Source organism: Thioalkalivibrio sp. ALMg9, from assembly GCF_000380625.1.
GTDB lineage: Bacteria > Pseudomonadota > Gammaproteobacteria > Ectothiorhodospirales > Ectothiorhodospiraceae > Thioalkalivibrio > Thioalkalivibrio versutus.
The window spans coordinates 213,563-237,698 of sequence record NZ_AQYC01000008.1 but is presented as its reverse complement, the minus strand read 5'-3'; the positions used below and the strand labels follow the sequence as shown (position 1 = coordinate 237,698).

Below are 24,136 nucleotides of genomic sequence, written 5' to 3'. Positions count from 1 at the left end.
AACGGCACTTTGATGAAAGAAGAATCCGGCAAGACCCACTTCGGCTACCAGAGCGTCCCCGAGTCCGAGAAGGCCTCGCGGGTCGGCGAGGTGTTCCATTCGGTCGCCTCGCGCTACGACGTGATGAACGACCTGATGTCCATGGGCGTCCATCGCATCTGGAAGCGCTACACCCTGGAGCGCACGGGCGTGCGCCCAGGCATGAAGATCCTGGACCTGGCCGGCGGCACCGGGGACCTCGCCGGGGCCTTTGCCCCACGGGTCGGACCCAAGGGTCAGATCGTGGTCTGCGACATCAATGCCTCGATGCTGGAGGCCGGGCGCGACCGCATGCTGGACGAGGGCCATGTGGGTAACCTCGACTTCGTGCAGGCGGACGCCGAACAGCTCCCCTATCCGGACGACTACTTCGACCGCGTGACCATCGCCTTCGGCCTGCGCAACGTGACCCGCAAGGAGCGCGCGCTGGCCGAGATGCGCCGGGTGATCAAGCCGGGCGGGCGCGTGCTGGTGCTGGAGTTCTCGCAACCGATGGCGCCGCTGCGCCCGATCTACGATGTCTATTCGTTCAAGATGCTCCCCCTGATGGGCAAGCTGGTCGCGAACGACGCGGACAGCTACCGCTATCTGGCCGAATCCATCCGCATGCACCCGGACCAGGAAACCCTGGCCGGCATGATGCGCGACGCCGGACTGGAACGGGTCGAATACGACAACCTGACCGGCGGCATCGTCGCCCTGCACCGCGGCACCAAGCTCTAGCATTTTCATGGCCGAACCCTTCGCCCTGCCCAGTCCGTTCGCGGCCCTGATCGAGGCCACACTGAACGAACACCTGGCCAGCGCTCCGGAGAAGGACCGGGCGCGGCTGGCCGGGCGTGCGATCGCCATCGTGATCGAGCCACCGGGGCTCGCGCTGTCGCTGGTCGGGGCCGCCGACCGGCTGCAGGTTACAGGCGGCGTCGAGGAGCCAGTGGACGTGCAGCTGAAGGGCTCGCCGCTGTCGCTGGCCGCGGCGATGGCACGTGACGACCGCTCCGGGTTGAGCATTACCGGGGATGCGACCGTGCTCTCCGACCTGCAACATGCACTGCGCGATGCCGGTATCGACTGGGAAGATCTGTTCGAACGCTTTGCCGGCGCCGGAGCGGCCGGGCCGCTGCGCCACCTGCTGGACCAGGCGCGCGACAGCCTGCGGCACCTGGGCCGGCGCTCCGCCGAGGACACGGCCGACTACCTGCGCGACGAGCTCGAGTGGCTACCGGCCGGCGGCGCGTTCGAGGCCTTCGCCGAAGACGTAGCCACGCTGCGCGACGACGTCGCCCGGCTGGATGCGCGGCTGCGTCGTCTGGAGGCATCGGCCTCCGCACCTGACGACCGGCAGGCCTGATGCGCCGCGCGCTGTACCGGGGCCTGCGGCTGTGGACCATTGCGCGGGTCCTGGTGCGCTATCGCCTGGACGTCATCCTGTTCACGCTGAAGCCGCTGCGCCCGCTCAGCTTCCTGCTCTATCTCGCCCCCTGGAACTGGTTCCGCCGCACCGAGGGCACGCGCGGCGAGCGCATCCGCCGCGCACTGGAGGACCTGGGCCCGATCTTCATCAAGTTCGGGCAGATGCTCTCCACCCGGCGCGACCTGCTGCCGGACGACATCGCGATCGAGCTTGCGCGCCTGCAGGACCGGGTGCCGCCGTTCCCCAGTGACCAGGCGCGCGCCGTGATCGAGGCCGAGCTGGAACGCCCGATCGAGATCGCCTTCGCCGCCTTCGAGGACACGCCGATCGCCTCGGCCTCCATCGCCCAGGTGCACGCGGCCACGCTGCAGGACGGGCGCGAGGTGGTCGTGAAGGTGGTGCGCCCCGGCATCCTCAAGACCATCCGTGCGGATCTCGAGGTCATGCACCTGATCGCGGACCTGGCGGACCGCTACTGGTCCGAGGCCAAGCGCCTGCGCCCGCGCGAGGTGGTGGACGAATACGAAAAGACCATCACCGACGAACTGGACCTGATCCGCGAGGGCGCGAACGCCGCCGCGATCCACCGCAACTTCGAGGACAGCCACCTCCTCTACATCCCGGAGATCATCTGGGATTACACCCGCCGCAGCGTACTGGTGATGGAGCGCATCGGCGGCCTCCCGGTGGCCGATGTGGCCGCCCTGCGCGAACGCAACGTGGACCTGAAGCTGCTGGCCGAACGCGGGGTGGAGATCTTCTTCACCCAGGTGTTCCAGCACAACTTCTTCCACGCCGACATGCACCCGGGCAACATCTTCGTCGATGCCACCCACCCGGACGACCCGACCTACCTGGCCGTGGACTTCGGCATCGTCGGCTCGCTGCTGGACTCCGACCAGCGCTATCTGGCCGAGAACTTCCACGCCTTCTTCAACCGCGATTACCGCCGCGTGGCCGAACTGCACGTGGAATCCGGCTGGGTCCCGAAGGACACCCGCGTCGACGAGTTCGAGGCGGCGATCCGCACCGTGTGCGAACCGATCTTCCAGCGTCCGCTGGACGAGATCTCCTTCGGTCAGGTCCTGTTGCGCCTGTTCCAGACCGCTCGGCGGTTCAACATGGAGGTCCAGCCGCAGCTGGTGCTGCTGCAGAAGACCCTGCTGAACATCGAGGGCCTGGGCCGCCAGCTCTACCCCCAGTTGGACCTGTGGACCACCGCCAAGCCGTTCATCGAAAAATGGATGCACGAACGCATGGGCGTGCGCGCATTCATCCGCAACGCGCAGCAACACCTGCCGCGCCTGCTGGCGCACCTGCCGGAACTGCCGATGCACCTGGAGAAGGCCCTGACCGTGGAGGAACAGCGGGCCGAGCGCGACGCCGCGCTACGCCGCCAGATCCTCGAGCTGGAAAACGGGCTGAGGCGCCAGTCCCGCCGCCGCAACGAGGGCTGGGCGGGTGTGGCCCTGCTGGCCCTCGCGGGGCTGGCCACGCAGCTGGAGGTCACCGCCTGGCAGGGGCTTGCCTGGCCGGCCTGGCCGCTCGCGCTGATCGGCGCCGGCGTGCTGCTGTTCAGCCTGCGCCCCGGCCCCCGGCGCCGTCCCGTCACGGACGACTGAGCCAGCCGTCACGTGGGATGCGGCTTGAGTCGCAGCCCTGACGCCACCACTCCACCTCACAGGGTCAAACGTCGAGCAGCAACCGTGCCGGGTCCTCGATGGCTTCCTTGATGGCGACCAGGAACTGCACCGCCTCGGCACCGTCGACCAGGCGGTGGTCGTAGGACAGGGCGACGTACATCATCGGCCGGACGACGACCTCGCCGTCCACCGCGACCGGGCGTTCCTTGATCGCGTGCATGCCGAGGATCGCGCTCTGCGGCGGATTCAGGATCGGCGTGGAGAACAACGAACCGAACACGCCCCCGTTGGTGATGGTGAAGGTGCCACCGCGCAGCTCGTCGATATCCAGCTTGCCGTCGCGGGCACGCTCGGCGTAGTCGCGGATACGCCGCTCGATCTCGGCGATGGAGGCGTTTCCGGTATCGCGCAGGACCGGCACCACCAGTCCGCGCGAGGAGGAGACTGCAATGCCGATGTCGCTGTAGTGGTGATAAACGATCTCTTCGCCATCCAGTGCGGCATTGACGACCGGGAAGCGCTCGAGCGCGCGGCTGGCCGCGGCCACGAACAGGCCCATGAAGCCGAGCTTGATGGAATGGCGCTTCTCGAAGGGCTCCTTGTAGCGGCTACGCAGGGCCATCGCCGCGGACATGTCGACCTCGTTGAAGGTGGTCAGCATCGCGGTGGTCTGCTTCGCCTCCAGCAGCCGTTCCGCGATGCGCGCCCGCAGGCGGGTCATCGGCACACGCTCGATGCGCTCGGCGCGGTCTCCGGGGTCGGCCGCATGCCCCTGGGGTCGCGCCGCCCCGACGGAACCCGATGGCTTCGAAGAAGCCGCGGGCGCGCTGCGATCGCTGCACGCACGCTCCACATCGGCACGCTGGATGCGCCCGTCGTCGCCGGTGCCCTCGACATCCTCCGGACGCAGGCCGGCTTCCTGCAGCAGGCGCCGCACGGCCGGCGTGGGCGGCGGCGGGCTACCGGCCGCTCCGTTCTCGGCCCCGGACGGCGCGGGCTCGGGTGAGGAGGCAGCGACCGGTTTCCCTTCCCGACCCCCCGTTGCAACAGACGCTGGCTTGCCGCCCTCCGTGGCTGTCGATGCCCTGGAAGGCGCTGCCTCATCCTCGGTCTCTTCGTCCGGGTCCTCCGGGACGGCTTCGGCGGGACCCAGATAACCCAGGATCGCGTCGGCCTTGACCACATCGCCCTCGTTGGCGGAGAGCTCGACCAGGGTGCCCGCACTGGGGGCCGACACCTCGAGGACCACCTTGTCGGTCTCCAGCTCGGCGATCAGCTCGTCGCGCTTGACGGCGTCGCCAGCCTTTTTGTGCAGGGCGATCACGGTCGCATCGGCGACCGACTCGGGGAGTTCCGGGACCTGGATCGGGGTGCGATCGGATGCCATCTCGCTTCCTTGTTCTGTGCGTCTTTATCGAATGTTCAGGGCGTGGGGTGCGGCGTGTCACGCGAGCTGATCGGCCCGAACGCGCGCTCGAGCAGATCTTTCAGCTGCGCCTTGTGCACCTCGGGGTAACCGACGGCGGGCGCGGCGGCCGGGGGTCTCGCGACGGCGTGCAGGGTCTGGCCACGCACCGCCAGCAGCGGGTTGATACGCGGGGCGACAAACTCCAGGTAACCCTGGTTCTCCGGTTCATCCTGGACCCAGACGAATTCATCCGCCTCCGGATAACGCCCCAGCAATTCGGTCAGGCGCGCCTCGGGGAAGGGGTAACACTGCTCCAGGCGCAGGATCGCCGTATCCGCGTGCTCGCCCTCGGCCTGGCGCGCGGCCAGATCGTAGAAGATGCGCCCACTGGTCATCAGCACGCGCTTCACCTTGCCGGGATCCTCGATACGGGCGTCGTCGATGACCGTCTGGTACTGGCCCGTCGCCAGCGCATCGAGGTCGGAGACCGCGTCCTTGTGGCGCAAAAGGCTCTTCGGGGTCATCACGATCAGTGGCTTGCGATAGGGCCGCAGCATCTGCCGGCGCAGCAGGTGAAACATCTGCGCCGGCGTAGTGGGCACGCAGACCTGCATGTTCTCCTGCGCCGCCAGTTGCAGGAAGCGCTCCGGGCGGGCCGAGGAGTGCTCCGGCCCCTGCCCCTCGTAGCCGTGGGGCAGCAACAGGGTCAGGCCGGACAGGCGCCCCCACTTCTGCTCGCCGGAGGAGATGAACTGGTCGATCACCACCTGGGCGCCGTTCACGAAGTCGCCGAACTGCGCCTCCCAGACCACCAGGGCCTCGGGCGCGGCAGTGGCATAGCCGTATTCGAAGGCGAGCACGCCCTCCTCGGACAACAGCGAATCGATCACCAGGAAACGCGGGTGGTCCGGATCCAGGCGCCGCAGCGGGACGATGGCCTTGCCGGTCTCCTGGTCGTGCAGGACCGCATGGCGGTGGAAGAAGGTGCCCCGGCTGGAGTCCTGCCCGGACAGGCGAATGCGGTAGCCGTCCTGGATCAGCGCGCCGTAGGCCAGGGTCTCGGCCGCACCCCAGTCCAGCGGCTGCTCGCCGCGCGCCATGGCCACGCGGGCATCCAGGATCTTCTGCACGCGGTCGTTCAGTCGGAAACCCTCCGGCGGGGTGGAAAGCTGCTCGAGGGTGCGCGCCAGACGGTCGGCGGGGGCGCCGGTGTCCACATCCTGGTCCCAGGTCTGGTTCAGATAGGGGCCCCAGTTGGTCGAGGATCCGGCATGGCTGTTGCGCTCGCGCAGCAACGACAGCGCCACCGGCTGGCCGGCATCCAGTCGGCCGCGATAGTCCTCCAGCGCTTGCTCCTGTGCGTCTTCGGTCGTCAGGCCCTCGCGGATCAGGCGTCTGGCGTAACGCTCGCGAGTGGTCGGCAGGTCGCGGATACGACGATACATATGCGGCTGCGTGGCGGCCGGCTCGTCGGCCTCGTTGTGACCCTGGCGGCGGTAGCAGACGAGATCGATGACCACGTCCTTGCCGAAGCGCATGCGGTAGTCAAGCGCGATCTGGGTGATGAACACCACGGCCTCGGGATCATCGCCATTCACATGCAGGATGGGCGCGTTCACCATCTTGGCGACATCCGTGGCGTAATGCGTCGAACGAGCGTCCTTCAGGGTCGAAGTCGTGAAACCGATCTGGTTGTTCACCACCACATGCACGGTGCCCTTGGTGGAGAAGCCCCGGGTCTGGGACATGTTCAGGGTCTCCATGACCACGCCCTGCCCGGCAAAGGCGGCATCGCCATGGATCACCACCGGCATCACCCGGTTGCCCTTGCGATCGCCGATACGCACCTGGCGCGCCCGCACCGAACCCTCCACCACCGGGGTGACGATCTCCAGGTGCGAGGGATTGAAGGCCAGCGCCAGATGCACCCGACCGCCCGGGGTATCCAGGTCCGAGGAGAAACCCATGTGGTATTTCACGTCGCCGGTGCCACGGTCGTCGCGCGGACGCCCCTCGAACTCGTTGGCCAGCTCCTCCGGGGACTTGCCGAACAGGTTGACCAGCACGTTGAGGCGTCCGCGGTGTGCCATGCCGACCACGAACTCCTGCAGCCCGCGCGCGCCGCCCCGCTGGATCAGGGCATTCAGCAGCGGGATCAGGCTCTCCGCGCCTTCCAGCGAGAAGCGCTTCTGCCCGACATAGCGCCGATGCAGATAGCGCTCCAGACCCTCGGCCGCGGTCAGACGCTCGAGGATCGCCAGGCGGGTGTCGTCATCGAAACCGAAGTGGCCATGGGCCGATTCCAGACGCTCCTGCAGCCAGCGCTTCTCGTCGGTGGCCATCAGGTGCATGTATTCCGCGCCGATACCGGCGCAGTAGGTCTCCTTCAGCACCCGTTCGATCGTATCCAGCGAGACCCGCCCGTCGATGAACAGCGAGCCCGGATCAAAGGTGACATCGGGGCCGACCTGGTCGAGGCCGTGATGCTCGCGGCTCAGCTCGCGCGGTGGCTCCGGCGGTTCGCGCTCCAGAGGATCCAGACGGGCGCCAAAGTGACCGAGGTAGCGGTAGGCATTGATGAACTGCAGCACGCGGATCTGCAGCTGTTCATGGGCCAGATCGGGCCGATCGGTGGAGCGCCGGCGGCGTTCCGGGCGCGGCGCCCCTTCCAGCGAGCGGAAGTAATCGGCCCAGGCCGGCGGGACGGAATCGGGCTCGTCCTGGTAGCGCTCCAGCAGATCCTCGGCGAAAGCGAGGTTATCCGGGTGCAGCTCCTGCCCGGATACGGGGCTGTCCAGCCGGTGCCGGGATGGCATCTCGTTCATTCGCGGTCTCTTCCCATTCCTGATGCGTCGGCCTTTGGGACCTGATCGGCGCGCGAGGTTCCCGCGCGGAGTCGATGAATCAGCGTCTTCTTGAAGGCTGCCTCCGAGGGTAGCGCGTTTGCGCGGGCGAAGGCACACGGCCCGCATGCGGAACGTGCGATTCCGGCCGGGTTTCCCTACCATTCGCGCATGGATGTCTCCCCCCTGCTCGATTCCCTCAACCCGGCCCAGCGCGAGGCCGTGGCCGCCCCGCCGCATCCGGTGCTGGTCCTGGCCGGCGCCGGCTCCGGCAAGACCCGCGTGCTGGTGCACCGCATCGCCTGGCTGATTGGCGTCGAGGGCGTGGCCCCGCACAGCCTGCTGGCGGTCACTTTCACCAACAAGGCGGCGGCCGAGATGCGCGGGCGCATCGAGTCGCTGCTGGGGCACCCGGCCACCGGGCTGTGGGTCGGGACCTTCCATGGCCTCGCCCACCGCCTGCTGCGCCAGCACTGGCAGGAGGCGAAGCTGCCGCAGGCCTTCCAGATCCTCGACTCCGATGACCAGCTGCGCATGGTCAAGCGCGTGCTGCGCGCCCTGGAGCTGGACGAGTCGCGCTGGCCGCCCAAGCAGGCGCAGTGGTACATCAACGCGCGCAAGGACGAGGGCTCGCGCCCGGAACACCTGCCGGATACCGGCGACCCGGTCGCCCGCCAGTGGGTACGCGTCTACACCACCTACCAGCAGGCCTGCGAGCGCGCCGGTGTGGTGGACTTCGCCGAGCTGATGCTCCGCTCGCTGGAATTGCTGCGCGACAACAAGGCCCTGCTGGAGCACTACCGCACGCGCTTTCGCCACGTGCTGGTCGACGAATTCCAGGACACCAACGACATCCAGTACGGCTGGCTGCGCCTGCTCGCCGGGGACAGCCCGGTATTCGCCGTGGGCGACGACGACCAGTCGATCTACGGCTGGCGCGGCGCGAAGATCGAGAACATCCAGCACTTCCAGAAGGACTACCCGGGCACCCAGGTCGTGCGCCTGGAGCAGAACTACCGCTCCAGCGCCAACATCCTGAACGCGGCCAACGCCCTGATCCGGCACAACTCGGGCCGTCTGGGCAAGGAGCTGTGGACCGAGGGCCACGAAGGCGCACCGGTCCGCCTGTACACCGCGCTGAACGAGCAGGAAGAAGCGCGCTTCATCGCCGAGACCATCGCCCGCCACGTGGACCAGGGCGGGCTGTACCGCGAGTGCGCGGTGCTGTATCGCTCCAATGCCCAGTCACGCGTGCTGGAAGAGACCTTCATCGGCCGGCGCATGCCCTACCGGGTCTACGGCGGCCTGCGCTTCTTCGAGCGCCAGGAGATCCGCGATGCCCTGGCCTACCTGCGCCTGGCCGGCAACGGCGATGACGATGCCGCCTTCCTGCGCGTGGTCAACCAGCCCCCGCGCGGGATCGGCGAGAAGACCCTGGAGGGCCTGCGCCAGGCCGCCCAGGCAGCCGACACCAGCCTGCTGCAGGCCGCCACTCACGCGGTGGACGCCGACGCCCTGCCCGGACGCGCGCGCACCGCGGTCGCCGGGTTCGTGCAGCTGGTCCGCACCCTGCAGCAGGAGCTCCCGCGCCAGCCGCTGGCCGATCAGGTGGAACAGGCAATCGAGCGCGCGCAATTGCGCGAGCACTACAAAAAGGAAAAGGGCGAGCGTGGCGAGGCACGGCTGGAAAACCTGGACGAGCTGGTAGGGGCCGCGCGCGCCTTCGACATGAGCAGCACCGCCGAGAGCGAGGAAGGCGAGGGCAATCGCCTGACCGAATTTCTCGCCCATGCCGCGCTGGAGGCCGGCGAGGGTGCGGCCGACCCGCACGAGGACGCGGTGCAGATGATGACCCTGCACTCGGCCAAGGGCCTGGAGTTTCCGCTGGTGTTCCTGACCGGCATGGAGGAGGGCCTGTTCCCCAACGCCCGCTCGCTGGAAGAGCCGGGGCGACTGGAGGAGGAGCGCCGCCTGGCCTATGTCGGCATGACCCGCGCCGAACAGGAGCTGTACCTGATCCATGCCGAGACGCGGCGGCTGTATGGACGCGAGTCCTACAACGTCGCCTCGCGCTTCATCAACGAGATCCCCGAGGGCGCGCTGGAAGTGCTGCGCCCGCAGGCCTCGCCGTATGGCGCGGGCCGCTTTGCCGCGGCCCGGAACAAGACGGCGGGCTTCGGGGCCATGGATACGCAGGCCGCCGAGGCCTCCGCGGCGGGCCTGGCGATCGGCGCACGGGTGCACCACGCGAAGTTCGGCGAGGGGCTGATCACCCAGTTCGAGGGTTCCGGCAACTCGGCCCGGGTCCAGGTGAACTTCGCCCACGCCGGCTCCAAGTGGCTGGTGCTGAGCTTCGCCAAGCTCGAAGTCCTGTAATCCACGACTGAACGGGCACGCCCGACACGGCCTGCTTGCACCACGAAGGGCACGGAGAAAAAGGACTCGAGGTGGTATTGCGCAAGGCCGGCGCACCCTGCCCGCGATGCCCCAGTATCGCACCCACCCCTGGCCGTCTCCGGACCTTCGTGGAGACACGAAAAAGCCCCGCCGAGGCGGGGCTTCGGGTCAAGCATGCGGAAGACCCTTACTCGATCTTGATGTAGGCGAAGCCTTCCTCGTTCTGCAGCTCGGCCACGCGCACCACACCCGAGGGCACGAAGGTGACGTGGTCATAGATCAGGTCCTCGTCCAGTCCGATCTGCGAACGGGTGATCTCGCACAGCTCGAGCTTCACGCCGTGGGTGCTGGCGAGGCTCATCAGGCGCCCACGCAGGGTGTCGCGCTCTTCCTTGAGCTCCTCGTCGGCCTCGAACGGGGTATCAGCCAGGTCGTCATCGGTCAGGAAGCGGATGCCGTGCGCCACGAACACGATGCGCACGTCGGCATCGATAAACTCGTTCTGGTAATGCGTCATCATATTGTTGATGCTGGTCAGCATCGCGGAGAAGCGGCGCGGGTCGGCAAAGTCGGCGTGATAGACGACCTTGGCCTCCGGCTCGAAGGCCTTGGCCTGCGGCATGAAGGCAATGCTGGCCAGCAGGAGCGCCACGAACAGCAGGGCCATGCCCGATGCTGTCGCCGGTGCGGCCCGAAGGGTCTGGTTGAATCGATTCATCCTGTTCTCCTTTGAATGGCTTTCTTTCTTCTACAGTAGACGCATGGACGGCCCCAGGCCATCCCCATCACGCGCACGACCCGGTTGACGCTGGAGTGCTCCGGGGGTATGCTCTGCCGCCTTTCCAGAACCTAGCGATTTAACGCGAGGGAAGTACTTTGGCAAATATTGCTTCTGCCCGTAAGCGGGCCCGTCAGGCGGTCAAGAACCGCGCCCACAACATGGGGCTGCGCTCCCGTTTCCGCACGGCCATGAAGGCCGTGCTGAAGCCGCTGCACAAGGGCGATGCCCAGGCGGCCGCCGAGGCCTACAAAGAGGCCGTTCCGGTGATCGACAAGACCGTGAGCAAGGGCCTGATTCACCGCAACAAGGCGGCTCGCCACAAGAGCCGCCTGAACGCCCGCATCCGCGATCTGGCCCAGGGCTAAGCCCCCGGGTTCCGGGCCGGCACTGCCGGCCCGGCGGTTGCAGTGAATCGAAACAAGCCGCCCCCCGATCTCGGGGCGCGGCTTTTTGTGTGGGCGCAATTCGTGAAGGCCAGGGATACTCTGACCCATTCTTCGCGCGCCCCCTGCGCGCGCGTCCACCAGCGCGCCTTCAGGGCTGGAACACCCGCGCTTCGCCCTCTCCGCGCGGATCGGAAGCCGCCTCCAGGCGACCCGCCCCGCGCTCCCACAGGATGGCGTGCATGTCACCGAACGGACGCACCTGCGGCACCAGCTGATGCCCACGCGAGACCAGCTGGCCACGCAGTTCGGCATCGAACGCCCCGGTCTCGTGTTCCACCCGATCGGGCAAATACTGGTGGTGGTAGCGAGGCGCCGCGACGACCTCCTCGATGGATTGCCCCTCGAGCACGCCGAACACGCCGTGCAGGACCATGGTAATGATGCGGCTGCCACCCGGCGTGCCCAGGATCGCCACGCGATCCTGGGTCTCGACGAAGGTCGGGCTCATGCTCGATAGCGGGCGGCGCTGCGGCGCGATGGCATTGGCCTCGAAACCGACCAGGCCATAGGCGTTGGGCTCGCCCGGCTTGGCCGAGAAGTCGTCCATCTCGTTGTTCAGCAGCACGCCCGTCCCGGGCACCACGTAGCCGGATCCGAACGGATAGTTCAGCGTCAGCGTGGCCGCGACCCGGTTGCCCTCGGCGTCGATCACGGAAAAGTGCGTCGTCTCGCGACTTTCGGTCGACACCGACTCCGGAAGCTCGGCCTGCGGCTCGACCGACAGCGGCAGGTAGCGGCTGGGGGTGGCCGTGTCGGGATGGATGGTAGCGCGCAGACCGGCCGCGTATTCGCGCGACAGCAGCCGCTTCAGCGGCATATCCACATGGTCCGGATCGCCCAGGTACTCGGCGCGATCACGATAGGCGCGGCGCATCGCCTCGATGGTCAGGTGGACGCGCATGTCCGGCGCCAGTGCCTCGAGGTCGTAGAACGCCAGGATGTTCAGGATCTGGCCGAGCGCGACCCCGCCGGAAGATGGCGGCGAGGCGGTGGTGATCGTGGCGCCAAGATAGTCCAGACGCACGGGGTCGCGCTCGACGACCGCGTACCCCGCCAGGTCGTCCAGAGTCCAGATACCGCCGGCCTCGCGCACGCCGGCGACCAGGCGCTCGGCCAGATCACCGGTATAGAAACCATCACGGCCTTCGTCCGCCAGGCGCCGAAGGGTCACGGCCAAGTCCGGCTGGCGCAGGGTCGTGCCTTCGTCCGGCAGGCGACCCGCCTCAAGGTAAATGTCTCGTGCGTCAGCCCCGTCGCGCAGGGCCTGATGGCGAAAGCCCGCCATCTGCAGGTAGCGGCCGCTGACCGGAACACCGTCCTCGGCCAGACGGATCGCCGGGGCCAGGCTGTCGGCCAGCGAAAGGCGTCCGTATTCCCGCGCCAGGTGATCCATACCGGCGGGCATGCCGGGGATGCCGGCGCCAAGCACGCCATCCAGCGACAAGCCGTCGATCACCTCGCCGTCGGCATCCAGATACATGTCGCGGTCGGCCGCGGCCGGGGCGATCTCGCGGGCATCGAGCATCACGCTGCGGTCGGAGGATGCCTCGTACAGCAGGAAGAACCCGCCGCCCCCGAGCCCGGAGCCGTAGGGCTCGGCTACACCCAGGGCAGCGGTAATCGCGACGGCGGCATCGAAGGCATTGCCGCCGTCGCGCAGTATGGCCTCGCCCGCCTCGGTGGCGGCCGGGTGAGCGCTCGCCACTGCGTGCTGCCCCGGGCCGGCCAGCGCCAGCGGCGCCGCCAGCGACAGGGTGACGAAGACCGCGCAGTGCAGGAACGGGCGGCGCCAATCCATGTCGCGGCCTACTTCGCGGCCATCAGGGCGTCGTACTTGGCCGTCAGCTGCTCGCGGGTCTCCTTGTGATCGGGATCCAGCGGGATGCAGTCCACCGGGCAGACCTGCTGGCACTGCGGCTCGTCGAAATGGCCGACACATTCCGTGCACAGGGCGGGGTCGATCTCGTAGATCTCGTCCCCCGGGTAGATGGCCTCATTCGGGCACTCGGGCTCGCAGACATCGCAGTTGATGCATTCGTCGGTGATCATCAGGGCCATGGGCCGTTCCTCGTATCCAGTGGCGGGGCCCGGCTAGCGTGCTGCGCCGTTTTGTTCGGCCAGCATGCGCGCCACACCGGGGCTAACGAATTTTGAGACGTCGCCGCCCAATCGGGCGATTTCCCGTACCAGACTGGAGGAGACGAAGCTGTACTCCTCCGCTGGCGTCAGAAACAGCGTTTCGACCTCCGGCGCAAGCTGTCGGTTCATCGCTGCGAGCTGGAATTCATGTTCAAAGTCGGACACCGCCCGCAATCCGCGCAGGATCACGTTGGCCTGCTGCGCATGAACAAAGTGCGCGAGCAGGACATCGAAGCCCTGCACCTCCACGCCGGGGATGTCACCTACCGCCTGCTCGGCCAGGGCCACGCGGGTCTCCAGCGGGAAGGCCGGGCCCTTGTTGGGACTGGCGGCCACCGCGACTACCACGCGATCGAACAACCGTGCCGCACGCCGCACGATGTCCGTGTGACCGTGGGTGATCGGGTCGAAGGTGCCAGGATAGATGGCAGTAACGGACATGGGCGAAAGGCCGGTCAGGAAAGCCCCCATTAGACCGCAAGCACCGCGAACAGACAAAATGCCTTTCGCGCACGCCGCGCCCGCACCAAACTAAGGACTGCCCGATGAGTGACGACTACCGCCCCCCGCTTGCCGACTACTGGGACCAGCTCGAGTCCCGCTACGGCGGCGGCTTCAACTTCCATCAGATCTCGCGCGACGAACTGGCGCAATTGGTGGAACACCTGCGTCAAGCGGTAAAGAATGACCCGCAGGTCACGGACGTGGAGAAGCAGAACCTGGGCCTGGTGCTCAAGCACGCCGAACAGGCCCTGGAAAAACGCTCGACCTGACGCAACAGGGACTGTCCCTGCGAGCGGTGCGCGGTCATCCACACCCTGCCGATCGCCGCGGGCTTCGCGACTCGCGATGACGGAAGCCGTGCGGTCTTACCGCGCGCGTGCCTCGGTCGCCACGGCACAGGGCGGCAGGGCTCGACACTCGGCGCCGCCGTCCGGAGCCTCCGCCGCAGCGCCCAGGGTGCGCGCATACGCTCCCGGTCCCGCCAGATCGGCCGCACAGCTCGCGGCCTCGCGTGCCTGCTCGCCGCACTCGCGAGCGATCAGCACGTGCGCGAGGTTGTTCCAGCCCTCGTGGCGGGCCGGATCGCGCTCGACCAGCGCCCGCAGGGCATTCTCCGCCGCCGGCAGATCGCCCTGGGCAAAGGCCACGTTGGCGCGACCCACGTAGGGGATCGGTTCATCGGGCCAGCGGTCCATGGCGGTTTCGTAGCCCGTGGCCGCCGCCGCAAAGCGCCCGGTCTGTTCCAGTTCGTTGACCGCACGCAGCCAGCGCAGCGGCTGGGCGGTGGCCGGCAGGGTATCGGGGGACATCACAAGGAAGGCCCAGCGCTCACCCCGCGCCCAGGTGCGCTCGAAGCGGGCGAAGGAATTCACGTGGCGCTGGATCGGGCCGCTGCGCAGGAAAATCTCCCGATCCTCCAGGTCGTATCCGATAACCACCGCAAAGTGCCATTCCGGGATCAGGGCCACCCCGAGGTTCTGGAACACCACCACCGGGTTGCCCGCCGCCACCTCGCGCAGGATCGCCTCCAGTTGGGGCTCGATACGGTAGGCCACCTGGTCGCGCGCGCGCACCGCCGCGCGCATCTCGGTCTGCAGGCTGCCCGCGCGGGCGGGGATGTAAACCTCCTCGATCAGATCATCCAGCGCGGCGTCGATACCCCGGGCATTCAACGCCGTGGCCAGCGCGGCGGGGCCGCACTGGTATTGCTCCTGGGGAAAGAACGGCGTGTCAGCCAGTTCGACGCGCGCCGGCAGGTCCGTCGGACGCTCGCTCGCCAGACCCGCGCTCTGCGGCGCGGTGGCACAACCGGTCAGCCAGAGAAGCGCGGCGAGCGCGAGAAACCCCGTGACTCGCCGCGTCGAGATGAACCCCATGCAGGGCGTGGCTTAGCGGGACGGCCCGACAAACGAGAAGATGTCGGTCACACCCACCGCATCCAGGATCACGAACACCACGAACACGATGGCGACCACACCCAGGACGCTGGCCGCGCCGGCCGGGTCGGTCTCCATGTGCGCCTCCAGCTGCGCCAGTTCGTCGTCGGTCAGGCGGGCCACACGCTGCTCGGCGCGCTCGGGATCAACCCCCATCTCGATCAGCTGCGCGCGAACCTCGGCGTCATTGAGCTGTTCCAGCAACTGGGCGCGGGTGTCGTCCGCGCTGGCCTGCTGGATCATGCTGCCGGTATCCAGCATGCCGACATCGGCGAATGCCGGGGTGGCGGGCAGCAGGGTCAGGGCCAGCGCGACCAGCAGTGCCGCGGGTGCGGACAGAACTCGACGGAACGAATGAACGCTCATGGGCAGACTCCTTGAAATCGGTGAACGGTTGTTAGAAGTGTAGCCCGCCAGAACCGCGAATTGACCGGCCGCAAACGAAATTCGCGGCCGGTTTCACACGTCTGTCAGCTTTCGTCGGGGGCGTCGACCACCTTGATCTCGTACTCCAGGACCTCGACACCACGCGCCCAGGCCCCGCCGCACACGGAGTTGTCGCGCGTGCGCTCCTGGGTCTCGCCCGGACCCAGCGTGCGCCACAGGCGGGTCGTCGTGCGCACGTCGTCTTCCAGCTCTCCGGGGCAGTTGTAGGCGGTCTTGGTGACCCGGACTTCCAGCCAGTCATCCGTGTTGTTGGTCGCGCGCCACTGTCCGCGCACATTGGCGCAGCCGTATTCGTGCATGCGGTATTCGAAGGCGACCTCGTCCGGCGAACCGTCCGCCGGGGCAAAGTAGGCGCCCTGGGCCGCGACCTGGCCGGGCACGACAAACGCGGCGGCCAGCACACTGGCAGCGGTCAGGGCGAGGGTGCGATTGAGAATGCGCGAGTACATGATTTCCTCCATCCGGGATCCGGTTGTGGGCCCGTCTTGCGCGGGCTTGGCAGAGAATAGACGCTGGCCAGACGGCGTTTGTGCCGATTCCGGTTGTCTGGCGGGGTTTTTCCCGCCAGCCCCGGTCGTTGGCTCCCATCCTCGCAAACCGAGCTGAAACGCATATGAACGAGATCGTGCCCGATTCGACCCTGACCTGCCCGGAATGCGGGCACCAGAAGACGGAAACGATGCCCACCGACGCCTGCCAGTGGTTCTACGAATGCACCGGCTGCGGGGCCCTGCTCCGGCCACTTCCAGGGGACTGCTGCGTGTTCTGCTCCTACGGCACGGTGCCCTGTCCGCCCATTCAGCAGGAGGGCCCGGGCGGCTGCTGCGCCTCGTCATGAGGCCGGCGCACGTGACCGCCGCCCTGGGACGCCTGCGCGGCGACTTCCCGCTGGAACAGCGCCTGCGGGATGCCCCCGAAGCCGTGCGCGCCGCCTATCTCGAAGTCCTGGAACACTGGCGCCAGCGCGGACGGCCACCAGAGGCCCGGGAGCTGGATATCCGCGCGCTGGAGCGACTGGCCGCGCTGGATGCCGTGGCCCATCAGGCCCAGGGTCTGGGCTGCTACCCGTACAGCGCCGCACCGGGGCGGATCACGGTCAGCGTCGCCGGGCGCGGTCCAGTTACCGCGATGTGCGCCATCGACGCGCTGGCCATCCCGATGCTGAGCGGCGCGCATAGCCGGCTCGAGGCGGCTTGCAGCCACTGCGGCGCGGCGCTCAGCCTGGAATCCGGGCCCACCGCGGTTGCGGATACGGCCTCCGTGTGGGTGCATTACCGGCCGCGCCGCACGGACAACACCCCGTGCTGCACCAGCCTTTGTGAGGACATCACCTTCGTCTGTGCGCGTTGTGCAGCGGCCGAACACGCGGACTATTTGCGCGTCGACGAGGCGGACAGGGTCGCCCGGCAGTTCTTCGCCTTCCAGCGGGCCTGGCTGGACGCCGACGCCCACTCGCCCGGAAATGACTAGTCGGTCTTGACCTCGAACGGAGGGCAACGCTTGGGCAGCAATTCGCCCCGGATGCGCGGGTAGCAGGGCAGGCCCTGGTCGAACGGCGGGGCGTCCTCGCCCTGGATCAGCGGGCGCAGGTAATCGCGCGCGGCCTGGGTGATGCCGTAGCCGTCCGGGGTGATGTACTCGCGCGGCATGCCCTGCTCGACGTCGGCCACGGTCTCCAGCGGGGTAAAACCGATACTCCAGCGGTAGGGATCGTTGGAATCGCGGCGGATGATCGGCATGAAGGCATCCTCGCCGGCCACCACGCCCTCCACCGCCGCACGGCCACAGGCATAGGCCTGCTCCACGTCCACCTTCGACGCGATATGCCGCGCGGAGCGCTGGATATAGTCGACCACCGCCCAGTGCAGCTTGTGTCCGGTCTGTTCGCGGATCAGCTCGGCCAGGCGCGGGGCGGCGCCGCCCAGCTGGGTGTAGGCATACACATCATGGCTTTGTGCCACCGAGAACAGGGTGCCATCCGGATTCTTCAGACCCTCGGAGACCACCACCACACAGTAGCCGTGACGCTCGATGGTCCGGTTCAGGTGCTCGAGAAAGTCGTCCTGGTCAAACAGGGTCTCGGCGAACAGGATCAGCATCGGCGGCTGGCCGTCGAACTCCTGTGCCAGCGCGGCGGCGGCCGCCAGCCAGCCCGCATGCCGACCCATTACCTCGAGCACGAACACCTTGGTGGAACTGGTGTGCATGGACTCGACATCCAGACTGGCCTCGCGCACGACCGTGGCGATGAACTTGGCGGCGGAGCCGAACCCGGGGCTGGAGTCGGTCACGGCGAGATCGTTGTCGATCGTCTTGGGCACGCCGATCGCCTTGATCGGGAAGCCCATGCGATCCCCCATCCTGGCGATCTTCAGCGCGGTATCCATGGAACCGCCGCCGCCGTTGTAGAAGAAGGTGCCGATGTCATGGGCGCGGAAGACCTCGACCAGGCGTTCGTACTGTTCCGGATCCTGGTCGGGATCGCCCAGGTCGAAACGGCAGGAGCCGAACGCCCCGCCGGGGGTATGACGCAGGGCCGCGAGGGTCAGCGGGTCCTCCTGATCCAGATCGATGATCTCCTCGCGCAGGACACCGAGGATGCCGTCGCGCGCCGCATAGATCTTGCCGAAATGGGCCGGATGGGCGCGCACCGCCTCGATCACCCCCCAGGCGCTGGCGTTGATGACGGCGGTAACCCCGCCGGACTGGGCGTACAGCGCGTTTTGCGGCATGCGAATCTCCCTTGTGGATACAGCCCCGGATGCCATGCACGACAAGTGCCAGCCCGCTCAAGCCATGAACTACCCGTCGGATCGGCCCATCCGGGTGCTTTTGCTACACTATGCCGGTTAAGACACTCGGCGCACCGGGGCCGTTCGCCCCGTCATGGTGCTCACGCACCTCGATTGCGCGGTGTCACCCGATTCACAACACCATCAGGATTGCATCATGCATATCGGCACGACTTTGACCAACTACATTATCGAGACCCAGCGCGGTATCCAGGGCGCGACCGGCGAATTCACCGGCCTGCTGAACGATATCTCGGTGGCCTGCAAGAAGATCTCCGACCTCGTCGACAAGGGTGACCTGGTCGGCGTTCTCGGCTCCGCCGGCTCCGAGAACGTGCAGGGCGAGACGCAGAAGAAGCTCGACATCATCACCAACGAGGTGTTCATCGAGGCCCTGGGCCACAACGGCCACGCCGCCGGCCTCGCCTCCGAAGAGATGGACGAGATCTGCGAGATGCCGGCCGGTGCCCCGCGCGGTCATTACCTGGTCCTGTTCGACCCGCTGGACGGCTCCTCCAACATCGACGTGAACGTCTCCGTCGGCACGATCTTCTCCATCCTGAAGGCGCCGGAAGGCGTCTCCGATCCGAAGACCGAGGACTTCCTGCAGCCGGGCACCAAGCAGATCGCCGCCGGCTACTGCCTGTACGGTCCGTCCACCATGATGGTGCTGACCACCGGCAAGGGCGTGCAGATGTTCACCCTGGACAAGGACTTCGGCGAGTTCCTGCTGACCAAGGACAGCGTGCAGATCCCGGAAGACACCGAGGAATTCGCGATCAACATGTCCAACAGCCGCTTCTGGGAGGCCCCGGTCAAGCGCTACATCGACGAATGCCTGGCCGGCAAGGAAGGCGCCCGCGACAAGGACTTCAACATGCGCTGGGTGGCCTCCATGGTCGCCGAGGTGCACCGCATCCTGTCGCGCGGCGGCGTGTTCATGTACCCGATGGACTCCAAGATGCAGGCCAAGGGCACCGCCGGCAAGCTGCGCCTGATGTACGAGGCCAACCCGATGAGCTTCATCATCGAGCAGGCCGGCGGCGCCTCCACCACCGGTCGCGAGCGCATCATGGATATCAGCCCCACGGGCATTCACCAGCGCGTACCGGTGGTCCTGGGCGCGAAGAACGAAGTGGAGCGGATCACCCGCTACCACAACGAGGGCTAAGAACCCCTCGCGCCTCGGGCACCCCGATGCGCTCCCCAAGGCCCGGCCCCGCAAGGCGCCGGGCCTTTTTGTGCGCGCACCCCCTGAATTTGTAACGGACGTTACATTGCTGATATACATGTGACATGAATTTTCGGGATACCGATTGGCAACTCCTGATCTTCGCCTTTCAGAGCGGGCAGGACTCGACCCGGGTCCGGCTATGGCGGGCGCTGAAGGCACTTGGCGCAGCCACCCTGCGCGATGGGGTCTACCTGCTGCCCAACCGCTCGGACCTGCGCGACGCCCTGCTGGAGCTGGCCGAGTCGGCGCGCGCGGCGGGCAACCAGGCCTACCACCTGCCGGTGGCCGCCAACCCCGAGGAGCAGGCGCATTACCACAGCCTGTTCGACCGGGACACGGAATACCGGGCACTGCAAGGCAACGCGGAAACCCTGCTGGGACAGCTGCCCGGACTGGGCGAATCCGAGCTCCTCAAGCGCCTGCGCCAGATCCACCGCGAGGCCGACCAGTTGCGCCGCACCGACTACTTCCCGGGCCCCGGTCGCGCACCGCTGGAGGCGCAGCTGGCCCGCCTGGATTCCGCCGCGCAGGCGGTCCTGTCGCCTGACGAACCCTCGCCCGAGCCGGACGCGGGCATTGCCAGGCTGGAGCGGGCGGACTACCGGGGCCGACTGTGGGCGACGCGCGCGGCAATGTGGGTAGACCGGGTCGCCAGTGCCTGGCTGATCCGCGAATTCATCGACCCCGACGCGCGCTTCGTCTGGCTCGCAACCCCGGCCGATTGCCCGGCCGAGGCCCTTGGTTTCGACTTCGACGGCGCCACGTTCACCCACGTCGGCGACCGCGTCACCTTCGAAGTGCTGCTGGCGGCATTCAGTCTGGAACGCGACAGCGGGCTCGCCGGCCTGGCGGAGATGGTGCATTTCCTGGACGTGGGCGGGCGCCCCGTCGCCGAGGCCGCGGGCTTCGAGAGCATCCTGACCGGGGCGAAGCAGCAGTGCGCAGATGACGATGCCCTGCTGGCCCGCGTAACGCCCGTACTGCACGACCTGCGCCAGGCCTTTGAACAACAATCCGGACGCGACCCCGCATGACCGACCCCGATCCCTCGACCACGCAACGTCCGAGCCCGCCCACCCGGGCCGAGGCCTTTCGCTACTGGCTGAAGCTCGGCTTCATCTCGTTCGGTGGGGCCGCCGGGCAGATCGGGATGATGCACGAGGAGCTGGTGGAACGGCGGCGCTGGGTCTCCGAGAACCGCTTCCTGCACGCGCTGAACTACGCGATGGTCCTGCCGGGGCCGGAGGCGCAGCAGCTCGCCACGTATCTCGGCTGGCTGCTGCACGGCACTTTCGGCGGCGTGATGGCCGGGCTGCTGTTCATCCTGCCTTCGCTGGTCCTGATCACCGGGCTGTCCTGGGTGTACCTGGCCTTTGGCGACGTGCCCGCGGTGGAGGCCGTGTTCTACGGCATCAAGCCAGCGGTGATCGCGATCATCGTCTATGCCGGCTGGCGCATCGGCGGACGTGTCCTGAACAACGGCCTGCTATGGCTGATGGCCGTAGCGGCGTTCCTGGCGATCTTCGCGCTCAACATCCCGTTCCCGTACATCATCATAGCCGCGGGGCTGCTCGGCTGGCTGGGCAGCCGGATCTGGCCGGAGCGCTTCCGCAGCGGCGAATCGCACAGCGCTGGCGGCCGCAAGGCCACGGGGCCGGCCGTGGTGGACGACGACACCCCACCCGCACCCTGGATGCAGTTTCGCTGGGCGCGCGTGATCCGCTTCCTCGCCGTCGGCCTCGGCCTGTGGGCTGCCGTCTTCGGCATGCTGCTCGCGGTATTCGGGTGGGACACCACGCTGACCCGCATGGGGCAGTTCTTTACCCAGACCGCCCTGGTGACCTTCGGCGGCGCTTACGCGGTGCTGCCATACGTCTACCAGGGCGGGGTGGAGACCTACGGCTGGCTGAGCCCGACCCAGATGATCGACGGGCTGGCGCTTGGCGAGTCCACGCCAGGCCCGCTGATCATGGTGGTCACCTTCGTCGGCTTCATCGGCGGCTGGACCCAGGCCTTCCTCGGCCCCGATCAGGTGTTGCTCGCCGCCTTGCTCGGCGCGCTGGTCGCGACCTTCTTCACCTTCCTGCCGTCGTTCCTGTTCATCCTGGTGGGCGCGCCCCTGGTCGAGCGCACCCGGGGCGACCTGCACTTCACCGGACCGCTGACCGGCATTACCGCCGCCGTGGTCGGCGTGATCGCGAACCTGGCCGTGTTCTTCACCTGGCACGTCCTGTGGCCCGCGGGCTTCGAGGGAACCTTCGAATGGTTCTCCGCCCTGCTCGGCATCGCCGCCTTTATCGCCCTGGCCCGTTTCCGGGTGGGCATCATCCCGCTGATCCTCGTCTGCGCCGTGCTCGGCGCCGGGTATCGGCTCCTGCTGTAGGAGTCCGCACCATGCTGAACCCCACCCGCACCTGGGCCCTGGCCGGAATGGCCCTCCTGATCCTGGCGCCCGGCGTCAGCCTGGGTGCCGACGACGCCCCGATCCTGCCCGAACCGCGGGCGATCTCCGATCACGCCCATACCTGGATCGGCCCTTACGGCGGACCCGATGCGGAGAACCAGGGCTTTCGCATGAACCTGGGCTACGTGGTCGGCGACGACGCCGTGGCCGTCATCGATTCCGGCTACACGCCGGAGATGGCGCAGGCGATGCTGGAGCATATCGGCGCCACCACCGACAAGCCGGTGCGCTACGTGATCAACACCAATTCGCAACCACACCGCTTCATGGGCAACGACGTGTTCCGCGAGGCCGGCGCCGACATCCTGGCCGCGCCCGAGGCCGTCGAGCGCATGCAGGGCAGCGCCTCGATGTTCGCCATGCAGCTCGAGAATGCCCTGGACTGGCCGGAAGGGTCCACCGAGCACCCCAAGCGACCCAATGTGATGGTCGAGGATGACAAAAAGCTGGATCTGGGCGGCGTGAGTGTGACCATCCGTCACGTGGGCAGCACCCATACGCACGGCAGCCTGATCGCGGTGGTCGAACCGGACAATGTCGTGTTCGCGGGCGACGTGCTCTACAGCGGGCGCCTGCTGGCCATCCTGGCCGACGGCAGCATGGAGGGCTGGCTGCAGGCCTATGAGCATCTACAAGAGGAGTACGCGGACGCGAAGTTCATCCCGGGCCACGGTGAGCCGGGTGCGCTGTCGACCTTCGAACATCCCACCCACGACTACCTGCGGTCGTTATGGGACCACATGTACGAGGCAGCGGACATGGGTACGGACATGCAATCCGCCATCCGGGCCTTCGACGACGCGCCCTGGCAGGACCTTGCCGACTTCGACGACCTGGCCCCGCGCAACACGAATATCGCCTACCAGGAGGCCGAACTGGCCTTGTTCTAGCGAGGCACTGATTGATCCCGACGTCCGGGGCCACGCGCCACGCGCCCCGGACGTTCGAGGCAGCGTCTCCCTAGACAACACGGCCCTCCGGCCGGGCCTCGGGGTCGTCAAGCAGGGTCTGGATACTGGCAACCGTGGTCGCGGCGATGTTGGTCAGCGCCTCGCGAGTCAGGAAGGCCTGGTGGCCGGTGACCAGCACGTCGTCGCGCTGCATCAGCCGCGCCAGGCGGCGATCGGGCAGCCCGGCCAACGACCAGTCGCGGAAGAACAGCGAGGCCTCGTTCTCGTACACATCCATCGCCAGCCCGCCGAGCTGACCGGACTCCAACGCGGCCTCGGCCGCATCCGTGTCGACCAGCGCCCCGCGAGCGGTGTTGACCAGGAAGGCCCCGCGCGGCAGCCGCGCCAGGGTCTCGGCATTGATCATGTGGCGGTTCTCGCGGGTCAGCGGACAGCTGAGGCTGAGCACCTCGGACTGCGCCAGCAGCGCATCCAGCTCGAGGTACTGGACGCCCGCGGCCTGCAGCTCGGCGTTCGGATACGGGTCGTGCGCCGCCACCCGGCAGCCGAAGCCCAGCATGATGCGCGCAAAGGCCTGGCCGATGCGGCCGGTGCCGACGATGCCCACCGAGCGGCCAACGAGATCGAATCCGGTCAGGTGATCGAGGCGAAAATCACCTCGCCGCGTGCGGTCCCAGGCGAGGTGAACGCGCCGGTTCAGCGTCATCAGCAGGGCGACGGCGTGCTCCGCAATCGCGTTCGGGGAATAGGCCGGCACCCGCGCCACGCGCACGCCACGCTCGCGGGCGCGGTCGATATCCAGGTTGTCGTAGCCGGAACAGCGCAGCGCCACCACATGCACCCCGTGATCGGCGAGCCCGTCGATCACGCGCCGGTGCAAGTCATCGTTGGTAAAGACGCAGACCGCATCCGACCCTGTGGCAAGGTGCACCGTCTCTGCGGTCAGGCGTTCGGCATGCAGGAGAGGCTTCATGTCCGCCGCTTGAAAAGCAGGGAGCAGAAACTCGCGATCGTGTTGCTGAACACTGAATACGGTGACCCGCATAACGTTCTCTCTAATCCATAGGTTGGATAGGGGTTCGCGCAGTACCTGCGCACGCTAGGCCCCCAAGGGGTTTCCCAAAGATGCCTCGTCCCGGTGTTTGCGCATGAGGGAGGAACCGGCCCCGAGACCGGACGATGGCACCAGCGGGGGCCCAGCATAACGCAGGATCGGGCGCTGTCACGGGCAGACTCCA

General features: G+C 67.5%; 23 protein-coding genes. 12 read left to right on the top strand and 11 right to left on the bottom strand.

The features are described 5' to 3' along the window. The first annotated feature begins 12 nt into the window (after positions 1–12). From ubiE to ubiB, 3 genes are read left to right on the top strand one after another with little or no spacing between them, the layout of a single operon-like run. A complete protein-coding gene (gene ubiE / locus F792_RS0106385; RefSeq protein WP_018168865.1) occupies positions 13–762 on the top strand; it encodes a bifunctional demethylmenaquinone methyltransferase/2-methoxy-6-polyprenyl-1,4-benzoquinol methylase UbiE in 750 nt (249 codons plus the stop codon). A 7-nt stretch (positions 763–769) separates the two neighbouring features. After that, positions 770–1,390, top strand: a complete 621-nt coding sequence (locus tag F792_RS0106380) for an SCP2 domain-containing protein (RefSeq protein ID WP_018168864.1) — start codon at positions 770–772, stop codon at positions 1,388–1,390. Continuing rightward, positions 1,390–3,075: a ubiquinone biosynthesis regulatory protein kinase UbiB gene (gene ubiB, locus F792_RS0106375; protein WP_018168863.1), complete on the top strand. Its 1,686-nt coding sequence runs from the start codon at positions 1,390–1,392 to the stop codon at positions 3,073–3,075. Before F792_RS0106380 ends, ubiB begins: the two co-directional genes overlap by 1 nt. Positions 3,076–3,139: 64 nt before the next feature. On the opposite strand, the gene odhB is transcribed toward ubiB, so the two are convergent. Together odhB and F792_RS0106365 are read right to left on the bottom strand one after the other, a co-directional pair. After that, a complete protein-coding gene (gene odhB / locus F792_RS0106370; RefSeq protein WP_018168862.1) occupies positions 3,140–4,483 on the bottom strand; it encodes a 2-oxoglutarate dehydrogenase complex dihydrolipoyllysine-residue succinyltransferase in 1,344 nt (447 codons plus the stop codon). A gap of 35 nt (positions 4,484–4,518) precedes the next feature. Next, a complete protein-coding gene (locus F792_RS0106365; protein WP_018168861.1) occupies positions 4,519–7,329 on the bottom strand; it encodes a 2-oxoglutarate dehydrogenase E1 component in 2,811 nt (936 codons plus the stop codon). Between the two features lie 189 nt (positions 7,330–7,518). On the opposite strand from F792_RS0106365, the gene uvrD reads away from it, so the two are divergent. Beyond that, entirely contained in the window at positions 7,519–9,723 is a 2,205-nt protein-coding gene (gene uvrD / locus F792_RS0106360) for a DNA helicase II (protein ID WP_038032117.1), read from the top strand. Between the two features lie 208 nt (positions 9,724–9,931). Here uvrD and F792_RS0106355 read toward each other — a convergent pair whose 3' ends face one another. Next, entirely contained in the window at positions 9,932–10,462 is a 531-nt protein-coding gene (locus tag F792_RS0106355) for a DsrE family protein (protein ID WP_018168859.1), read from the bottom strand. 158 nt (positions 10,463–10,620) lie between these two features. Between F792_RS0106355 and rpsT the strand changes: the two genes are divergently transcribed. After that, complete coding sequence (rpsT, locus tag F792_RS0106350) at positions 10,621–10,890, top strand: 30S ribosomal protein S20 (protein WP_019612252.1); 270 nt, start codon at positions 10,621–10,623, stop codon at positions 10,888–10,890. A 169-nt stretch (positions 10,891–11,059) separates the two neighbouring features. Here the strand turns inward: rpsT and ggt are convergent, their stop codons facing one another. The 3 genes from ggt to coaD are packed head-to-tail and all read right to left on the bottom strand — an operon-like array spanning position 11,060 to position 13,551. Continuing rightward, positions 11,060–12,769 carry a gamma-glutamyltransferase gene (gene ggt / locus F792_RS0106345; RefSeq protein ID WP_018168858.1) on the bottom strand — a complete coding sequence of 570 codons (1,710 nt, stop codon included), beginning with the start codon at positions 12,767–12,769 and terminating at the stop codon, positions 11,060–11,062. Positions 12,770–12,777: 8 nt separating this feature from the next. After that, positions 12,778–13,029 (bottom strand): YfhL family 4Fe-4S dicluster ferredoxin, encoded by a 252-nt coding sequence (locus F792_RS0106340; protein WP_018168857.1) that lies wholly within the window; start codon positions 13,027–13,029, stop codon positions 12,778–12,780. 33 nt (positions 13,030–13,062) lie between these two features. After that, positions 13,063–13,551 carry a pantetheine-phosphate adenylyltransferase gene (coaD, locus tag F792_RS0106335; RefSeq protein ID WP_018145020.1) on the bottom strand — a complete coding sequence of 163 codons (489 nt, stop codon included), beginning with the start codon at positions 13,549–13,551 and terminating at the stop codon, positions 13,063–13,065. 104 nt (positions 13,552–13,655) lie between these two features. Between coaD and F792_RS0106330 the strand changes: the two genes are divergently transcribed. Next, complete coding sequence (locus tag F792_RS0106330; protein ID WP_018168855.1) at positions 13,656–13,883, top strand: hypothetical protein; 228 nt, start codon at positions 13,656–13,658, stop codon at positions 13,881–13,883. Between the two features lie 96 nt (positions 13,884–13,979). Here F792_RS0106330 and F792_RS0106325 read toward each other — a convergent pair whose 3' ends face one another. The 3 genes from F792_RS0106325 to F792_RS0106315 all read right to left on the bottom strand — a co-directional run bounded on the left by F792_RS0106325 (position 13,980) and on the right by F792_RS0106315 (position 15,958). Next, a complete protein-coding gene (locus tag F792_RS0106325; protein WP_018168854.1) occupies positions 13,980–14,990 on the bottom strand; it encodes a PA2778 family cysteine peptidase in 1,011 nt (336 codons plus the stop codon). Positions 14,991–15,002: 12 nt separating this feature from the next. Continuing rightward, a complete protein-coding gene (locus F792_RS0106320) occupies positions 15,003–15,416 on the bottom strand; it encodes a PA2779 family protein (protein WP_018145017.1) in 414 nt (137 codons plus the stop codon). Positions 15,417–15,520: 104 nt separating this feature from the next. Continuing rightward, entirely contained in the window at positions 15,521–15,958 is a 438-nt protein-coding gene (locus tag F792_RS0106315) for a hypothetical protein (RefSeq protein ID WP_018168853.1), read from the bottom strand. Between the two features lie 152 nt (positions 15,959–16,110). On the opposite strand from F792_RS0106315, the gene F792_RS14545 reads away from it, so the two are divergent. Together F792_RS14545 and merB are read left to right on the top strand one after the other, a co-directional pair. Beyond that, entirely contained in the window at positions 16,111–16,335 is a 225-nt protein-coding gene (locus F792_RS14545) for a GDCCVxC domain-containing (seleno)protein (protein WP_018168852.1), read from the top strand. Beyond that, positions 16,332–16,967 carry an organomercurial lyase gene (merB, locus tag F792_RS0106305; RefSeq protein WP_018168851.1) on the top strand — a complete coding sequence of 212 codons (636 nt, stop codon included), beginning with the start codon at positions 16,332–16,334 and terminating at the stop codon, positions 16,965–16,967. Before F792_RS14545 ends, merB begins: the two co-directional genes overlap by 4 nt. Here the strand turns inward: merB and F792_RS0106300 are convergent. Then, positions 16,964–18,229 carry a 6-phosphofructokinase gene (locus F792_RS0106300; RefSeq protein ID WP_018168850.1) on the bottom strand — a complete coding sequence of 422 codons (1,266 nt, stop codon included), beginning with the start codon at positions 18,227–18,229 and terminating at the stop codon, positions 16,964–16,966. The two genes, merB and F792_RS0106300, sit on opposite strands and share 4 nt — an antisense overlap. 217 nt (positions 18,230–18,446) lie before the next feature. Here F792_RS0106300 and F792_RS0106295 point away from each other — a divergent pair, with 217 nt between their 5' ends. The 4 genes from F792_RS0106295 (at position 18,447) to F792_RS0106280 (ending at position 22,877) form a co-directional block, all read left to right on the top strand. Further along, complete coding sequence (locus F792_RS0106295) at positions 18,447–19,460, top strand: class 1 fructose-bisphosphatase (RefSeq protein ID WP_018168849.1); 1,014 nt, start codon at positions 18,447–18,449, stop codon at positions 19,458–19,460. 125 nt (positions 19,461–19,585) lie between these two features. Then, positions 19,586–20,557 (top strand): chromate resistance protein ChrB domain-containing protein, encoded by a 972-nt coding sequence (locus F792_RS0106290; protein WP_018168848.1) that lies wholly within the window; start codon positions 19,586–19,588, stop codon positions 20,555–20,557. Then, positions 20,554–21,906 carry a chromate efflux transporter gene (chrA, locus tag F792_RS0106285; RefSeq protein ID WP_018168847.1) on the top strand — a complete coding sequence of 451 codons (1,353 nt, stop codon included), beginning with the start codon at positions 20,554–20,556 and terminating at the stop codon, positions 21,904–21,906. Before F792_RS0106290 ends, chrA begins: the two co-directional genes overlap by 4 nt. Before the next feature lie 11 nt (positions 21,907–21,917). Beyond that, positions 21,918–22,877, top strand: a complete 960-nt coding sequence (locus F792_RS0106280) for an MBL fold metallo-hydrolase (RefSeq protein WP_018168846.1) — start codon at positions 21,918–21,920, stop codon at positions 22,875–22,877. Between the two features lie 70 nt (positions 22,878–22,947). On the opposite strand, the gene F792_RS0106275 is transcribed toward F792_RS0106280, so the two are convergent. Further along, positions 22,948–23,943 carry a 2-hydroxyacid dehydrogenase gene (locus tag F792_RS0106275; protein WP_018168845.1) on the bottom strand — a complete coding sequence of 332 codons (996 nt, stop codon included), beginning with the start codon at positions 23,941–23,943 and terminating at the stop codon, positions 22,948–22,950. Positions 23,944–24,136: the final 193 nt, after the last annotated feature.

Coding starts and splice junctions, on each gene's coding strand:
- ubiE (WP_018168865.1), top strand. CDS start 13: ATGAAAGAAGAATCCGGCAAGACCCACTTCGGCTACCAGAGCGTCCCC.
- F792_RS0106380 (WP_018168864.1), top strand. CDS start 770: ATGGCCGAACCCTTCGCCCTGCCCAGTCCGTTCGCGGCCCTGATCGAG.
- ubiB (WP_018168863.1), top strand. CDS start 1,390: ATGCGCCGCGCGCTGTACCGGGGCCTGCGGCTGTGGACCATTGCGCGG.
- odhB (WP_018168862.1), bottom strand. CDS start 4,483: ATGGCATCCGATCGCACCCCGATCCAGGTCCCGGAACTCCCCGAGTCG.
- F792_RS0106365 (WP_018168861.1), bottom strand. CDS start 7,329: ATGAACGAGATGCCATCCCGGCACCGGCTGGACAGCCCCGTATCCGGG.
- uvrD (WP_038032117.1), top strand. CDS start 7,519: ATGGATGTCTCCCCCCTGCTCGATTCCCTCAACCCGGCCCAGCGCGAG.
- F792_RS0106355 (WP_018168859.1), bottom strand. CDS start 10,462: ATGAATCGATTCAACCAGACCCTTCGGGCCGCACCGGCGACAGCATCG.
- ggt (WP_018168858.1), bottom strand. CDS start 12,769: ATGGATTGGCGCCGCCCGTTCCTGCACTGCGCGGTCTTCGTCACCCTG.
- F792_RS0106340 (WP_018168857.1), bottom strand. CDS start 13,029: ATGGCCCTGATGATCACCGACGAATGCATCAACTGCGATGTCTGCGAG.
- coaD (WP_018145020.1), bottom strand. CDS start 13,551: ATGTCCGTTACTGCCATCTATCCTGGCACCTTCGACCCGATCACCCAC.
- F792_RS0106330 (WP_018168855.1), top strand. CDS start 13,656: ATGAGTGACGACTACCGCCCCCCGCTTGCCGACTACTGGGACCAGCTC.
- F792_RS0106325 (WP_018168854.1), bottom strand. CDS start 14,990: ATGGGGTTCATCTCGACGCGGCGAGTCACGGGGTTTCTCGCGCTCGCC.
- F792_RS0106320 (WP_018145017.1), bottom strand. CDS start 15,416: ATGAGCGTTCATTCGTTCCGTCGAGTTCTGTCCGCACCCGCGGCACTG.
- F792_RS0106315 (WP_018168853.1), bottom strand. CDS start 15,958: ATGGAGGAAATCATGTACTCGCGCATTCTCAATCGCACCCTCGCCCTG.
- F792_RS14545 (WP_018168852.1), top strand. CDS start 16,111: ATGAACGAGATCGTGCCCGATTCGACCCTGACCTGCCCGGAATGCGGG.
- merB (WP_018168851.1), top strand. CDS start 16,332: ATGAGGCCGGCGCACGTGACCGCCGCCCTGGGACGCCTGCGCGGCGAC.
- F792_RS0106300 (WP_018168850.1), bottom strand. CDS start 18,229: ATGCCGCAAAACGCGCTGTACGCCCAGTCCGGCGGGGTTACCGCCGTC.
- F792_RS0106295 (WP_018168849.1), top strand. CDS start 18,447: ATGCATATCGGCACGACTTTGACCAACTACATTATCGAGACCCAGCGC.
- F792_RS0106290 (WP_018168848.1), top strand. CDS start 19,586: ATGAATTTTCGGGATACCGATTGGCAACTCCTGATCTTCGCCTTTCAG.
- chrA (WP_018168847.1), top strand. CDS start 20,554: ATGACCGACCCCGATCCCTCGACCACGCAACGTCCGAGCCCGCCCACC.
- F792_RS0106280 (WP_018168846.1), top strand. CDS start 21,918: ATGCTGAACCCCACCCGCACCTGGGCCCTGGCCGGAATGGCCCTCCTG.
- F792_RS0106275 (WP_018168845.1), bottom strand. CDS start 23,943: ATGCGGGTCACCGTATTCAGTGTTCAGCAACACGATCGCGAGTTTCTG.